15 protein-coding genes are annotated in these 13,386 nt (G+C 65.6%); 2 read left to right on the forward strand and 13 right to left on the reverse strand.

All coding sequences use genetic code 11. The annotated features are described in order from the left end of the window. Positions 1 to 19 precede the first annotated feature (19 nt). The 11 genes from AAG816_RS05220 to eno form a co-directional block, all read right to left on the reverse strand. Entirely contained in the window at positions 20 to 478 is a 459-nt protein-coding gene (locus AAG816_RS05220) for a type II toxin-antitoxin system RatA family toxin (protein ID WP_341988477.1), read from the reverse strand. A 4-nt stretch (positions 479 to 482) separates the two neighbouring features. Next, positions 483 to 1,436, reverse strand: coding sequence for a lipoyl synthase (lipA, locus tag AAG816_RS05225; protein WP_341988478.1), 954 nt, complete (start codon positions 1,434 to 1,436; stop codon positions 483 to 485). Between the two features lie 118 nt (positions 1,437 to 1,554). Continuing rightward, positions 1,555 to 1,833, reverse strand: coding sequence for a GlsB/YeaQ/YmgE family stress response membrane protein (locus AAG816_RS05230; RefSeq protein ID WP_341988479.1), 279 nt, complete (start codon positions 1,831 to 1,833; stop codon positions 1,555 to 1,557). A gap of 34 nt (positions 1,834 to 1,867) precedes the next feature. Then, positions 1,868 to 3,286: a dihydrolipoyl dehydrogenase gene (gene lpdA / locus AAG816_RS05235; protein ID WP_341988480.1), complete on the reverse strand. Its 1,419-nt coding sequence runs from the start codon at positions 3,284 to 3,286 to the stop codon at positions 1,868 to 1,870. Between the two features lie 120 nt (positions 3,287 to 3,406). Continuing rightward, a complete protein-coding gene (locus AAG816_RS05240) occupies positions 3,407 to 3,643 on the reverse strand; it encodes a DUF465 domain-containing protein (protein WP_341988481.1) in 237 nt (78 codons plus the stop codon). 163 nt (positions 3,644 to 3,806) lie between these two features. Next, positions 3,807 to 5,183: a pyruvate dehydrogenase complex dihydrolipoamide acetyltransferase gene (locus AAG816_RS05245; protein WP_341988482.1), complete on the reverse strand. Its 1,377-nt coding sequence runs from the start codon at positions 5,181 to 5,183 to the stop codon at positions 3,807 to 3,809. Between the two features lie 12 nt (positions 5,184 to 5,195). Beyond that, positions 5,196 to 6,596: a pyruvate dehydrogenase complex E1 component subunit beta gene (locus AAG816_RS05250; protein WP_341988483.1), complete on the reverse strand. Its 1,401-nt coding sequence runs from the start codon at positions 6,594 to 6,596 to the stop codon at positions 5,196 to 5,198. 5 nt (positions 6,597 to 6,601) lie between these two features. After that, a complete protein-coding gene (locus tag AAG816_RS05255; protein ID WP_341988484.1) occupies positions 6,602 to 6,949 on the reverse strand; it encodes a hypothetical protein in 348 nt (115 codons plus the stop codon). Between the two features lie 11 nt (positions 6,950 to 6,960). Continuing rightward, a complete protein-coding gene (pdhA, locus tag AAG816_RS05260; protein WP_341988485.1) occupies positions 6,961 to 7,974 on the reverse strand; it encodes a pyruvate dehydrogenase (acetyl-transferring) E1 component subunit alpha in 1,014 nt (337 codons plus the stop codon). Between the two features lie 162 nt (positions 7,975 to 8,136). Next, on the reverse strand, positions 8,137 to 8,454 hold the full coding sequence (locus AAG816_RS05265; protein WP_341988486.1) for a septum formation initiator family protein: 318 nt from the start codon (positions 8,452 to 8,454) through the stop codon (positions 8,137 to 8,139). A gap of 182 nt (positions 8,455 to 8,636) precedes the next feature. Next, positions 8,637 to 9,920, reverse strand: a complete 1,284-nt coding sequence (gene eno / locus AAG816_RS05270; protein WP_341988487.1) for a phosphopyruvate hydratase — start codon at positions 9,918 to 9,920, stop codon at positions 8,637 to 8,639. Between the two features lie 237 nt (positions 9,921 to 10,157). Here eno and queF point away from each other — a divergent pair, with 237 nt between their 5' ends. Continuing rightward, positions 10,158 to 10,610, forward strand: a complete 453-nt coding sequence (gene queF, locus AAG816_RS05275; RefSeq protein ID WP_341988488.1) for a preQ(1) synthase — start codon at positions 10,158 to 10,160, stop codon at positions 10,608 to 10,610. 2 nt (positions 10,611 to 10,612) lie between these two features. Then, positions 10,613 to 11,623, forward strand: a complete 1,011-nt coding sequence (locus AAG816_RS05280; RefSeq protein WP_341988489.1) for a hypothetical protein — start codon at positions 10,613 to 10,615, stop codon at positions 11,621 to 11,623. A 113-nt stretch (positions 11,624 to 11,736) separates the two neighbouring features. Here the strand turns inward: AAG816_RS05280 and kdsA are convergent, their stop codons facing one another. Both kdsA and sugE read right to left on the reverse strand, forming a co-directional pair. Continuing rightward, positions 11,737 to 12,591 carry a 3-deoxy-8-phosphooctulonate synthase gene (gene kdsA, locus AAG816_RS05285; protein ID WP_341988490.1) on the reverse strand — a complete coding sequence of 285 codons (855 nt, stop codon included), beginning with the start codon at positions 12,589 to 12,591 and terminating at the stop codon, positions 11,737 to 11,739. 316 nt (positions 12,592 to 12,907) lie between these two features. After that, positions 12,908 to 13,228, reverse strand: coding sequence for a quaternary ammonium compound efflux SMR transporter SugE (gene sugE, locus AAG816_RS05290; RefSeq protein ID WP_341988491.1), 321 nt, complete (start codon positions 13,226 to 13,228; stop codon positions 12,908 to 12,910). Positions 13,229 to 13,386: the final 158 nt, after the last annotated feature.

Consider the following 13,386-nt stretch of genomic DNA (forward strand, 5'->3'; position numbering starts at 1 on the left):
TGCTTCAGGTTGCCATATGTCAGCTTGTCTTGCCATAGACCTCGTCGGCACGCTTCTCAAACGCATCGGCAAAGCGGCGGAAGGCGGCATCGAACATCGCCCCCATCAGCAAGCCCAAGGTCCGGGAGCGGAACTCGTAGGAAATCGAGAAGCGGACCTCGCACTGGGTGTCGCCGGTTGCGATGAATTCCCAGCGGTTGTCCAGGCGGCTGAACGGCCCGTCCAGATATTCCACATGGATCACCCGGCGCGGCCGGTCGAGGCTAACGCGGGAGGTGAAGGTCTCGCGGATCAGCTTGTAGGCGACCGTCATGTCCGCCACCAGGATCTCTACCCCCTCCCCGCTCTCAGAGCGGCGGCGCACGCGCAGGGCCTGGCACAGCGGCACGAACTCGGGATAGTGCTCCACGTCCGCCACAAGATCGAACATGTTCATGGCGGAGTGGCGCACCACCCGCTGGCTGGAGAAGGAGGGCACGAACTCAGCTCCGACCGAGCTTGGCCTCGCGCACGGCGCGCAGCCGGGCGAAATCATCTCCCGCGTGATGCGAGGAGCGGGTCAGCGGGCTCGACGACACCATCAGGAAGCCCTTGGCATAGGCCACCGTCTCGAACGCCTTGAACTCATCCGGGGTCACGAAGCGCTCCACCTTGTGGTGCTTGCGGGTGGGCTGGAGATACTGGCCGATGGTCATGAAGTCCACTTCAGCCGAGCGCAGATCGTCCATCAGCTGGAGCACTTCGTTCCGCTCCTCGCCCAGGCCGACCATGATGCCGGACTTGGTGAAGATGGTGGGGTCCAGTTCCTTCACCTGCTGCAACAGCCGCAGCGAATGGAAATAACGCGCGCCCGGACGCACGGTCAGGTAATTGCCGGGCACGGTTTCCAGATTGTGGTTGAACACATCCGGCCGGGCCGCGACCACCACTTCGATGGCGCCTGGCTTGCGCAGGAAATCGGGGGTCAGGATTTCGATGGTGGTGCCGGGGCTCAATTTGCGGATCGCCCCGATGGTCTGGGCGAAATGCTCCGCGCCGCCATCGGACAGATCATCCCGATCCACGGAGGTGATGACCACGTGGGACAGGCCGAGCTTGGCCACCGCCGTGCCCACCTTCTCCGGCTCGTCCGCATCCAGCGCCTTGGGCAGGCCGGTGCGCACGTTGCAGAAGGCGCAGGCGCGGGTGCAGGTGTCGCCCATGATCATGAAGGTGGCGTGCTTCTTCTCCCAGCACTCACCGATATTGGGGCAGCCGGCTTCCTCGCACACCGTATGCAGGCCGTTGGCCCGCACGATCTCGGCGGTCTTCGACCAGCCCGCGGACCCCGGCGCCTTGACGCGGATCCATTCCGGCTTGCGCAGCACCTCGGTTTCGGGGCGGTTCGCCTTCTCGGGGTGGCGGGGCCGGTTCAGCGTATTGAGAACGGTGACCATGGGTTCCGCATTCAGGTTGAGCGCGCGATGACGCGCATCATGTCACATCTGTCTTAGCGTCCGGCGCCGATCGCGTCGAGCCAGCCTGCCGCAGCACTGCCTTGCGTCCGGCGCGCCCTTAGCGCTGGCGCACCGCGCGCCAGATCCACAGCACCAAGATGGCGCCGACGATCGCCGCCACCAGGGTGCGGAAAAAACCGAACACCGGAATATTCACCCATTCCGCCAGCTTAGCCCCCACGAAGGCGCCGATGATGCCCACCACCAGATTGGTGAGCAGCCCGTGATTGCTCTCGGTGATCCGCTCCGCCACCCAACCGGCAATGAGGCCGATCAGGATCATGGTGAAGATGCCGACGCCGGGCTGGCTCAGAACCGCATAGGTCTGGTCGTCCATGGTCGCTCCGCTGGCCGGGCTGAGCCCGCGCCGGTCAGGTGTGGATGACGCGCCCGTAGGCGTCGAGCACGCTCTCGTGCATGGTCTCGGACAGGGTGGGATGCGGGAAGATGGTCTCGATCAGTTCCTGCTCCGTGGTTTCCAAATTCATGGCCACCACGAAGCCCTGGATCAGTTCGGTGACTTCCGCGCCCACCATGTGCGCGCCCAGCAACTCGCCGGTGTTCTTGTCGAAGATGGTCTTCACCAGCCCCTCGGGCTCGCCCAAAGCGATGGCCTTGCCATTGCCGATGAAGGGGAAGCGGCCGACGCGGATCTCGCGGCCCAGTTCCTTGGCCTTCTTCTCGGTGAGGCCCACGGAGGCGATCTGCGGCACGCAATAGGTGCAGCCGGGGATCTTGCCCTTGTCGAGGGGATGGGTGTGCAGACCCTTGATGGTCTCGACGCAGATCACGCCCTCATGCTCCGCCTTGTGCGCCAGCATGGGCGCGCCGGCCACGTCGCCGATCGCCCAGACGCCGGGCACGTTCGTGCGCCCGAAGCCGTCGGTCACGACGATGCCGCGCTCGATCTTCACGCCCACCGCTTCCAGGCCGAGCCCGTCCACATTGCCCACCACGCCCACGGCGGAGATCATCCGCTCGACGGTGAAATCCTGCTTGGCGCCCTTGGCGTCTTCCACATGGACAGTGACGCTGTCGGCCTGCTTCGTCACGCCATTCACCTTGGCGCCGGAGAGGATCTTCATGCCCTGCTTCTCGAAGCGCTTGCGGGCGTGGGCGGCAATTTCCTCATCCTCGACGGCGAGGATCTGCGGCAGCACTTCCACCACGGTCACATCCGCGCCCATGGTCTTGTAGAAAGAGGCGAACTCGATGCCGATGGCGCCCGAGCCCATCACCAGCAGCGACTTGGGCATCTTCTCGGGCACCATGGCCTCGAAATAGGTCCAGATCAGCTTCTTGTCCGGTTCGATGCCCGGCAGCACCCGCGGACGGGCGCCGGTGGCGACGATGATGTTCTTGGACTGATAGTCGCCCCCGCCCAGCGCGCCCTTCGGCGCATTCTCGGACGCTACCACCTTGAGCTTGCCGGGCGCGGTGAGCGTGGCCGAGCCCCAGATCACGTCCACCTTGTTCTTCTTGAGCAGAAAGCCGACGCCGGTGGCCAGCTGGCTGGCGACGCCGCGCGAGCGCTTCACCACCGCGGCGATATCGAAGCCGATCTTCTCGACGGTCAGGCCGTAGTCCTTGGCATGCTCCATATAGTGATAGACTTCGGCGGAGCGGAGCAGGGCCTTGGTGGGGATGCAGCCCCAGTTGAGGCAGATGCCGCCCAGGTGCTTCTTCTCCACCACGGCGGTCTTGAGGCCAAGCTGGGCGGCGCGGATGGCTGCCACATAGCCGCCCGGCCCGCCGCCGATGACGATCACGTCGTAGGAAGTCTCTGCCATGGGTCTCTCCTTCCCCTCCCCGCCGCGAGGGGCCGGTGGGTCGATGGTGGTATCCCTGCCGGCAGGGCCGGAGGCACCCAGGGGGAGTGCCGGGAAGCAGTGCCTCCCGGCTCGGCCCGCCTAGTGCACGATCAGGGCGTAGATTTCATCCTTCAGGCGAACCCGCTCCTTGCGCAGGTTCTCCAGATCCTCATCAGCGCGGGGCTCTACATCAGTCTCGGCGCGATGAACGGCGCGATTGACCTCGTGGTAGGCCTCATAAATCTTCGCAAAATGCGCGTTGGACTGACGCAATGCGTGGATCTTCTCCGCATGCTCGGGAAACTCGGCCAGGATCTCGTGGGGCGTATGGCTCATAGGGTATCCTCCAGATGCGATGGGCGGTTCACAACCCGCCCATCTGTGCAGCTACACCCAAGCAGCGTCCCGCGATTTGATCTGCCGCAGCGATCCACCGCCGAGGTCTCTCGGGCGCCGACCGGTTCGATCCGATCGGCCCCGAAGCCCTCCGCGCCATGCCTCAGACCAGCATGGACATGGGCTTCTCGATGAACTCCTTGAACGCCGCCAGGAGTTCGGCGCCCAGCGCACCGTCCATCACCCGGTGATCGCAGGTGATGGTGGCGGTGAACTGGGTGGCGATCTTAATCTCGCCGCCGCGCACCACGGGCCGCTGCTCGCTGGCGCCCACGGCGAGGATGGACGACTGCGGGGCGTTAATGATGGCCACGAAGTCGCGCACGCCCATCATGCCCAGGTTCGACACCGAGGTGGAGCCGCCCTGATATTCGTCGGGCTTCAGCTTCTTGGTGCGGGCGCGGCTGGCCAGATCGCGCATCTCGTTGGAGATGGTGGAGAGGGTCTTGGTCTCCGCCTTCTTGACGATGGGCGCGAACAGGCCGCCATCGATGGCCACCGCCACGCCCACATCCGAATGCTTGAGGCGCAGGATGCGATCCTCCGCCCACACCGCGTTGGCGGACGGCACCTTCTGCAGCGCTAGCGCCAGCGCCTTGATGATGAAGTCGTTCACCGAGACGCGGAAGACCGGCTTGCCATCCTTGTCCTTGGCGGCGGAGGCGTTGACCGTCTCGCGCAGCTTCATCAGTTCGTCGATGTCGCAATCCACCGTCAGATAGAAGGTGGGCGTGACCTGCTCGCTTTCCACCAGCCGCTTGGCGATGGTCTTGCGCATGCCGTCGAGCTGGATCTCCTCATAGGAGCCTTCCGCGAACAGCGCCTTGACCTGATCGACACCCGGGGCGGACGCCACCGTTGCCTTGGGTGCGGGCGCAGCAGCGGCGGGAGCCGCCGCAGGTGAAGCGGCGGCGGCGACCGGCTTGGCGCCGGGCTGAGCTGCTTCCACGTCGCGGGCAACGATGCGGCCATGGGGACCGGAACCGGCGACAGCCGCCAGATCGAGGCCCTTGTCCTTGGCGATACGGCGGGCCAGCGGCGAAGCGAACACGCGCCCGGCATTGGCGGCGGACGCAGGCGCCGCGACGGGAGCGGCTGCGACTGGAGCCGGCGCGGCGGCGGGGGCCGCCTGCGGCGCGGGAGCGGCCGGTGCAGCTTCGGCGGCGGGCGCCGGGGCCGCGGCAGCGGCAGGCGCGGGCTTGGACCCGCCGCCGGCGGCAACCGCCTTCACGTCCTCGCCTTCGCTGGCGAGCAGCGCGATGATCTGGTTCACTGGCACGTCCTGGGTGCCTTCCGGCACCAGGATCTTGGCGATGATCCCCTCATCGATGGACTCCACCTCCATGGTGGCCTTGTCGGTCTCGATCTCGGCAAGCACGTCGCCGGACTTGACGCTATCGCCTTCCTTCTTGAGCCATTTGGCGAGGTTGCCCTTCTCCATGGTGGGAGACAGGGCCGGCATCAGGATCTCGATGGGCATGGGTCTCTCCCCTCAGCGATAGGTGACCGCGCGGACCGCCTCGATCACATCGGCGACCGAGGGCAGAGCGAGCTTTTCGAGATTTGCGGCGTAGGGCATGGGCACATCCTTGCCGGTCACCCGCAGCACCGGGGCATCCAGATAGTCGAACGCCTTCTCCATCAGCTGGGCGACGATCTCGGCGCCGACGCCGGACTGCGGCCAGCCCTCTTCCACCGTGACGCAGCGGCCGGTCTTCTTCACCGACTCGATGATCGCGGGAACGTCCATGGGGCGAATGGTGCGCAGGTCGATGACCTCGGCCTCGATGCCCTGCTTGGCCAGTTCCTCGGCCGCCTTCAGCGCATAGGTCATGCCGATGGACCAGGACACCAGGGTCACGTCCTTGCCGGCGCGGGCGATGCGGGCCTTGCCGATGGGCAGGACGTAGTCGTCCAGCTTCGGCACTTCGAACGAGTGACCGTAGAGGATTTCATTCTCGAGGAAGATCACCGGGTTGGGATCGCGGATCGCCGCCTTGAGCAGGCCCTTGGCATCGGCGGCGCTATAGGGCGCCACCACCTTGAGGCCGGGCACGTGGCTGTACCAGGAGGCATAGTCCTGGCTGTGTTGCGCACCCACGCGGGCGGCGGCGCCGTTGGGACCGCGGAACACGATGGAGCAATGGATCTGGCCGCCCGACATATAGAGCGTCTTGGCGGCGGAATTGATGATCTGGTCAATCGCCTGCATGGCGAAGTTGAAGGTCATGAACTCCACGATGGGCTTCAGGCCGGCCATGGCCGCGCCGACGCCGAGGCCGGCAAAGCCGTGCTCGGTGATGGGCGTGTCCACCACGCGCTTGGCGCCGAATTCCTGCAGCAACCCTTGAGTGATCTTGTAGGCGCCCTGATATTCGGCGACCTCCTCGCCCATCACGAACACGTCGCCGTCGCGGCGCATTTCCTCGGCCATGGCGTCGCGCAGCGCTTCGCGTACGGTCATGGTGACCATCTCGGTGCCGGCAGGCACTTCCGGGTCCGGCTGCGAGGTGACGATGGGCGGGGACGCAACCGCGGACGGCACCGTCTTCTGCGGCTCGGGCGCGGCGGCAGTGGCTGGCGAAGGCTGCGGAGCAGCGGCCGGAGCGCTCGCGGCGGCCTGCGGTGCCGGGGCGGCGTTGGCATCCTCGCCCTCGGCGAGAATGGTGGCGATGGGGGTATTCACCGGCACATCCTGGGTGCCTTCCGGCACCAGGATCTTGCCGAGGATGCCCTCATCCACGGCCTCCACTTCCATGGTGGCCTTGTCGGTCTCGATCTCGGCGAGCACGTCGCCGGATTTGACCGTGTCGCCTTCCTTCTTCACCCATTTCGTGAGGTTGCCCTTCTCCATGGTCGGAGACAGGGCCGGCATGAGGATATCGATGGGCATGGCTGTCAGCTCTTGCTGGGCGCGGCCGTGCCCTGGCCCGCCGGAGCGGCTAGGGGCGGGCGCACGACCGTGAGGTTGGTGTAGACGGAGACCGCGGCGACCGCGAGCATCAAGGCAGTGATGAAGGCCACCAGGGCCTTGCTGACCCGGGCCGCATGGCCTGCGGCAGGGCCTTCCATAAGACGGGCTGAGAAGGGCCACAGCACCAGAAGCACGGTGTTGACGGAGCCGCGGCCCCCGCCGGCCGCCTGCGCGGCCCCCTTCGCCTTCAACCCCTCGGTCACGGCGACGCCCCAGCTGGCGGCGGCACCCGCCAGGCAGAGAAACAGGACGATGAGCGCGATGACCGCCACGGGCACCTCGTTCAGCGCAGGATGTCGGTGTACAGCTCGGCGGGATCGGGCTCTGGGTCATGGGTCGCGAAGTCCGCGGCCTCATTGACGATGTCGCGGATTTCCGCGTCCACCTTCTTCAGATCCTCTTCCGTGGCGAGATTGCCCTCCAACAGGCGCGCGCGCACCTGCTCGATGGGATCATGCTCGGTCCGCATCTTCTGCACCTCCTCCTTCGACCGGTATTTCGCCGGATCGGACATGGAGTGGCCGCGATAGCGGTAGGTCTGCATTTCCAGGATGTAGGGGCCCTTGCCTTCGCGGGCGAAGGCTAGAGCCCGCTCGCCGGCCGCCTTCACCGCGCGCACATCCATGCCATCCACCTGCTCGCCGGGGATGTTGAAGGAGGTGCCGCGCTTGGAGAAGTCGGTCTGGGCAGAGGCGCGGCTGACCGCGGTGCCCATGGCGTACTTGTTGTTCTCGATCACATACACGACCGGCAGCTTCCACAGCTCGGCCATGTTGAAGCTCTCATAGACCTGGCCCTGGTTGGCCGCGCCGTCACCGAAATAGGTGACCGAGACGGCGCCATTGTCGCGATAGTGGTTTGCGAAAGCCAAGCCCGTGCCCAACGACACCTGGGCGCCGACGATGCCATGGCCGCCGTAGAAGCGCTTCTCGGTGCTGAACATGTGCATCGAGCCGCCCTTGCCGCGGGAATAGCCGCCGCGACGTCCGGTCAGCTCGGCCATCACGCCGCGGGATTCCATGCCGGTGGCGAGCATGTGGCCGTGATCCCGGTAACCGGTAATCACCTCGTCACCCGGCTTCATGGCCATCTGCATGCCGATCACAACGGCTTCCTGGCCGATGTAGAGGTGGCAGAAACCGCCGATCAGGCCCATGCCATACATCTGGCCGGCCTTCTCCTCGAAGCGGCGGATGAGGAGCATTTCGCGGTAGGCGAGCAATTCCTGCTCTTTGGTGAAGTTCGGTACGCCGGCCGGAACCGCCTCTGTCCGGGCGGACGGTTTCTTCGCTGCCATCGACTTCCTCAGGAAACTCTAGACCTGCACATCCTCTAGCGCACCTGGGGAACCACCAAAAGGGAAAAAAGCGTCGTGTTGCAGCGCAACACGTTGCAAACACTTGATTTCACTCACTTGAACTCGAATACGGTTCATTCACCTCATGAACTGACAACAGGTTCAATTATGTGATTTGATCATCACTAGGTCCTTGGCGTGGACGAAATCCAGCTCGCGCCGCCCCTCTTCATCGAGCATGTCGGGATCGAGATTGCGCGCGTCGAGGAGAGAGACCTTGTTCTCGATCTCGCGACGCTGGGCCTTGAGCGTGGCCAGTTCGCCCTGGAGGCGTTCGACTTCCAGCTCATAATTGCGCTTGGCCATCAGGCCATGGTCGCCATTGTAGGCGTGATAAGCGAAATAGCCGATGGCTCCGCCTGCCACGAGATACAGCAGCAAAGCGAAGAAAAAGGCGCGGAGGCGAGAGCGGGTCTGCATGGTCACCCATCTTGACCCGACAAGGTTGAAGCGCCGTTAAGGGCGATTCGCCCCCCCTGCGCGGCCGGACTTTTCAAGCGCAAGCCATAGACCGGGCGGCAGATACAAAAATGCCCCGGACCAGCCGGGGCATTTTCACGCTTTCAGTACCTTGCGCACCCACAGGCGCGTCCGGGCAAAGCTCAGGCGAACGCCTTCAGCGCTGCCTTGCCGGCATATTTGGCCGCGCTGCCCAGCTCTTCCTCGATGCGCAGGAGCTGATTGTACTTCGCGGTGCGGTCCGAACGGGCCAGCGAGCCGGTCTTGATCTGCCCACAGTTGGTGGCCACCGCCAGATCGGCAATGGTGGAATCCTCGGTCTCGCCCGAGCGGTGGGACATCACCGCGCGATAGCCGGAGGTGTGGGCCAGTTGCACCGTCTCCAGCGTCTCGGTCAGCGTGCCGATCTGGTTCACCTTCACCAGGATGGCGTTGCCGGTGGCGGCCTTGATGCCGCGGCCCAGGCGCTCCACATTGGTCACGAACAGATCGTCGCCCACCAGCTGACACTTGGCGCCGATGGCGTCGGTGAGCTGCTTCCAGCCCGCCCAATCGTCCTCGGACATGCCGTCCTCGATGGTGACGATGGGATAGCTGGAGACGAGGCTGGCGAGATAGGCCACCTGCGCCTCGATATCGCGCACCTTGCCTTCGCCTTCATAATGATAGGCGCCGTCCTTGAAGAATTCGGTGGCGGCGCAATCCAGGCCCAGGAACACGTCCTCGCCAGGCTTGAAGCCGGCCTTCTCGATGGCCTTCAGGACTAAATCCAGCGCCGCCTCGGCGGAGGCGAGATTGGGGGCGAAGCCGCCCTCGTCGCCCACATTGGTGTTGTGGCCGGCGTCCTTCAGGCCCTTCTTCAGGGTGTGGAAGATCTCCGCACCCCAGCGCAGGCCTTCGGCGAAGGTGGGCGCGCCGGCGGGCAGGATCATGAATTCCTGGAAATCGATGGGATTGTCCGCATGCGCGCCGCCATTGATGATGTTCATCATCGGCACCGGCAGGGTGCGGGCATTGACGCCGCCCACATAGCGATAGAGCGGCAGATTGTTGGAGATGGCCGCCGCCTTGGCCGCGGCCAGCGAGACGCCGAGAATGGCATTGGCGCCGAGCCGGGCCTTGTTGGACGTGCCGTCCAAAGCGATCATGGTGGTATCGATCTTGACCTGATCCTCGGCGTCAAAGCCACCGATGGCATCGAAGATCTCGCCATTCACCGCGTCCACGGCATTGCGCACGCCCTTGCCCAGATAGCGGGTGGTGTCGCCGTCGCGCAGTTCCACCGCCTCATGGGCGCCGGTGGATGCGCCGGAGGGCACCGCGGCGCGACCGAGCGCGCCGTCTTCCAGCAGCACATCGACTTCCACCGTGGGATTGCCGCGGCTATCGAGGATTTCACGGCCGATGATGTCGACGATGGCTGTCATGGAACGTCCTTCCCTTCATTCTGCCCAAAGCTTGCGACCGCCCGGCGGCGATCGTTGAACGGGGCGGGCAGCTTCTACCGCGTCCGGCGGCGGCTGGTAAGGGGTCTGGGCGCAGAACAGGTTCCCCGCGACAGGGCGCGAAATTGCGCTAAGCTGCTTAAAAATGCAGCGCAGGCATCGCCCCGCCGCTCCGAGGAACGCCCGCAAGTCCAACGCCCGCAAGTCCAAGGACGACCGATGACGCAAGCCAAGCTCCAGCTCGGGCGGGACACCGCCTTGCCCGCCTCTCCGGAGGAGGCGGTGCTGGACCGCGTGCCCAATCCCCATCCCGATGTGAACTATGTGGCACGCTTCACCGCTCCGGAATTCACCTCGCTGTGCCCTGTCACAGGACAACCGGACTTCGCCCATCTGGTGATCGACTATGTGCCCGATGCGCATCTGGTGGAATCCAAGTCGCTCAAGCTTTATCTGGCCAGTTTCCGCAACCACGGCGCCTTTCACGAGGACTGCACCGTGGCCATCGGCAAACGTCTCATACAGCTTCTGACACCGCGTTTCTTCCGCATCGCCGGATATTGGTATCCGCGCGGCGGCATTCCCATCGACGTCTTCTTTCAATCCGGCGATCTGCCCAGTGGCATCTGGTTGCCGGATACCGGTGTCGCGCCCTATCGCGGAAGGGGATAGCCATGGCCAAGTTGGTCATCACCAATGGGGACAGCGCCGTGACGCGGTTGCAGGCCGGCGGTGTGGCCGGCCATTTCCTGCCCTGGCGGGACATGCTCCATGACGGTCCGGTGCCGGCCAGCCGCTCGCTGGCCATCGTCGCCGATACGCGGGCGGAATTCCTGGCCGAGGCGTTCGGCCTGCCGTTCGATTCCGTGCGGGCGGACTTTGCCGAGCGCGATGGCCAGCTGGAAATCCACATCGCGTTCCGCGAGGTGGAATTGTGGTTCGAGCATGATCTCTATGACCAGCTCCAGCTGATCCAGCTGCTGGACTATTTCGCCCATGAGCCGGACCGTCACGGCGTCCGCCTGATCCAGGCGGCGGACTATCTCGGCACCCTGGCGCCGGAGGCGATCACCACGCTGGCCGAGTCCTCGGTCCCGGTGTCCAGCCTGCAACTGGAGACCGCCCGCGAGGCCTGGGCCGCCTTCACCGCCCCCACCCCCAAGGCGCTGGCCGCCCTTGCCGGCCGCGCGCACGGCGCCCTGCCCTTCCTCGCGCCGGCGCTGCGCCGCGCCCTGGCGGAATTGCCGGCGCCTTATACCGGCCTGTCGCTCACCGAGGAGCGCATCCTGCACTGTCTGGCCGAGGGGCCGCGCAAGGCTCATGAGGTGTTCACCGCCGTGCATCGGCAGGAGGATGCCCAGTTCCTGGCGGACCTGCCGTTCTTCCTGCGCCTGGATGGCCTGGCCTTCGCCCATGAGCCGCTGATCCAGGGGCTTCCCTTCCCCTCCAGCGAGTGCAAGGCGTTCGATCCCGCGCGCACCCAGCCGCAGGGACATGAGATCAGCTATCACGCCTTCGCCGGCTCCAGCCTGACGCTGACCCGCGCCGGCGCTGCCGCGCTCAAGGGCCAGTTCGACCACGCCAGCGAGAATGCGCTGGATCGCTGGCTGGGCGGCACCCACATCCACCCCGGCAGCATGTGGCGCTATGACCGCAGCCGCCGGGTGCTGGTGGAGCCGAACTGAGACCCATGTGCGATGAGGCTGTCTCATCGCACATGGGTCAAGCCCGCGCGGCGCTTGAGCGTTTCAAGGTGCGGATGCGTCAGCATCCTCGCACCTTGGTAGGAGCCCTCCGCTCAGATCGCGACCGGGTTCGCCTTGGCGATGGCGTCGATCTCCTGCAGCAAGGCGATCATCGCCTCCAACTGGTTGAGCGGGACCATGTTGGGGCCGTCGGAGGGGGCGTGGTCGGGGTCCTGGTGGGTCTCGATGAACACCGCCGCCACGCCGATGGCCACGGCGGCGCGCGCCAGCACCGGCACGAATTCCCGCTGGCCGCCGGAGGACGAGCCCTTGCCGCCGGGCTGCTGCACCGAATGGGTGGCATCGAACACCACCGGCGATCCGGTGGTCTGGGCCAGGATCGGCAGCGCCCGCATGTCGGACACCAAAGTGTTGTAGCCGAACGAGACGCCACGCTCGGTCACCATCACCTGGCCATTGCCGGCGCCGGTGAGCTTGGCCACCACATTGGCCATGTCCCACGGCGCCAGGAACTGGCCCTTCTTCACATTCACCACCCGCCCGGTGCGGGCGGCGGCGATCAGCAGGTCGGTCTGCCGGCACAGGAAGGCGGGGATCTGCAGCACATCCACCACCTCGCCCACCGGGGCGCACTGGTCGATCTCATGCACGTCGGTGAGCACCGGCAGGCCGAGGCTCTCGCGGATCTCCGCGAACACCGGCATCGCCGCCTCAAGCCCCATGCCGCGGGCGGCATTGACCGAGGTGCGGTTGGCCTTGTCGAAGGAGGATTTGTAGATCAGGCCGATGCCGCGCCGGGTGGCGATCTCCTTCAGCGCGGAGGCCATCTCCAGCGCATGGGCGCGGCTTTCCATCTGGCAGGGGCCGGCGATCAGCGCCAGCGGCAAAGCATTGCCGATGCGCACATTGCCCATCTCGACCACGGACTGCGGGTCAACGGGAGTCATGGGCATAGTCTCTCCTGGGCATTCAGTTGGACGCTTCATAGCCAAACCGCCGGCAATGGGAAACCTGATGCGGCGCAGTCGGCTTGCGGGGTTGGCTCGGCGGGACTGGCCATGACGATAGGAGATGGCCCCCTCCATTCGCTGACCACGTCTCGCGGGCAGCCCTCCAACAGACGGACGTCATCCCCGGACTTGATCCGGGGATCCACGCGGCACCGCTTGGTACAGCCTTGAGAGGTCGGCGCCGTCGGCGCGGCGTGGATGCGCGGGACAAGCCCGCGCATGACGAAGCGGAGGCGTCCCCCAAAAGCCGCCCTCAGTGCCCGCCCGCCAGATTCAGCCCGACGATGCCGGCCCCGATCAGGCCGATGGAGACCAGCCGCACCGGATCGAGGGATTCGCCAAACACCACGACGCCGACAACCGCCACGCCCACCATGCCGATGCCGGACCACACCGCATAAGCGGTGCCGATGGGCAGGTCCTTGATGGCCAGCGACAGCAGGAACAGGCTGACGATGATGCTGGCCACCGTGAACACCGAAGGCCACAGCCGGGTGAACCCGTGAGACTGCTTCAGGCCGATGGCCCAGCCCACTTCCATCAGGCCGGCTGCAAACAGGATGATCCAAGCCATGGGATCGCACTCCGCACATGGCGGGGTCGTCCGCGCCGGGTTCATGACTGCGCACGCGGTCGTCCGCGTGGAAATGGCAGCGCCGATCCGCGGGGCGGATCATCGGCCTGCCCTACGTGGGACGCATCCCGCCTGTTTCAAGGGCCGGACACCACAAC

This window comes from Azorhizobium sp. AG788 (assembly GCF_943371865.1).
Classification (GTDB): domain Bacteria; phylum Pseudomonadota; class Alphaproteobacteria; order Rhizobiales; family Xanthobacteraceae; genus Azorhizobium.

Excerpts from the sequence above, each read along its gene's own strand:
- lipA (WP_341988478.1), bottom strand. The coding sequence starts at position 1,436 with ATGGTCACCGTTCTCAATACGCTGAACCGGCCCCGCCACCCCGAGAAG.
- AAG816_RS05230 (WP_341988479.1), bottom strand. The coding sequence starts at position 1,833 with ATGGACGACCAGACCTATGCGGTTCTGAGCCAGCCCGGCGTCGGCATC.
- lpdA (WP_341988480.1), bottom strand. The coding sequence starts at position 3,286 with ATGGCAGAGACTTCCTACGACGTGATCGTCATCGGCGGCGGGCCGGGC.
- AAG816_RS05240 (WP_341988481.1), bottom strand. The coding sequence starts at position 3,643 with ATGAGCCATACGCCCCACGAGATCCTGGCCGAGTTTCCCGAGCATGCG.
- AAG816_RS05245 (WP_341988482.1), bottom strand. The coding sequence starts at position 5,183 with ATGCCCATCGAGATCCTGATGCCGGCCCTGTCTCCCACCATGGAGAAG.
- AAG816_RS05250 (WP_341988483.1), bottom strand. The coding sequence starts at position 6,596 with ATGCCCATCGATATCCTCATGCCGGCCCTGTCTCCGACCATGGAGAAG.
- pdhA (WP_341988485.1), bottom strand. The coding sequence starts at position 7,974 with ATGGCAGCGAAGAAACCGTCCGCCCGGACAGAGGCGGTTCCGGCCGGC.
- AAG816_RS05265 (WP_341988486.1), bottom strand. The coding sequence starts at position 8,454 with ATGCAGACCCGCTCTCGCCTCCGCGCCTTTTTCTTCGCTTTGCTGCTG.
- eno (WP_341988487.1), bottom strand. The coding sequence starts at position 9,920 with ATGACAGCCATCGTCGACATCATCGGCCGTGAAATCCTCGATAGCCGC.
- queF (WP_341988488.1), top strand. The coding sequence starts at position 10,158 with ATGACGCAAGCCAAGCTCCAGCTCGGGCGGGACACCGCCTTGCCCGCC.
- AAG816_RS05280 (WP_341988489.1), top strand. The coding sequence starts at position 10,613 with ATGGCCAAGTTGGTCATCACCAATGGGGACAGCGCCGTGACGCGGTTG.
- kdsA (WP_341988490.1), bottom strand. The coding sequence starts at position 12,591 with ATGACTCCCGTTGACCCGCAGTCCGTGGTCGAGATGGGCAATGTGCGC.
- sugE (WP_341988491.1), bottom strand. The coding sequence starts at position 13,228 with ATGGCTTGGATCATCCTGTTTGCAGCCGGCCTGATGGAAGTGGGCTGG.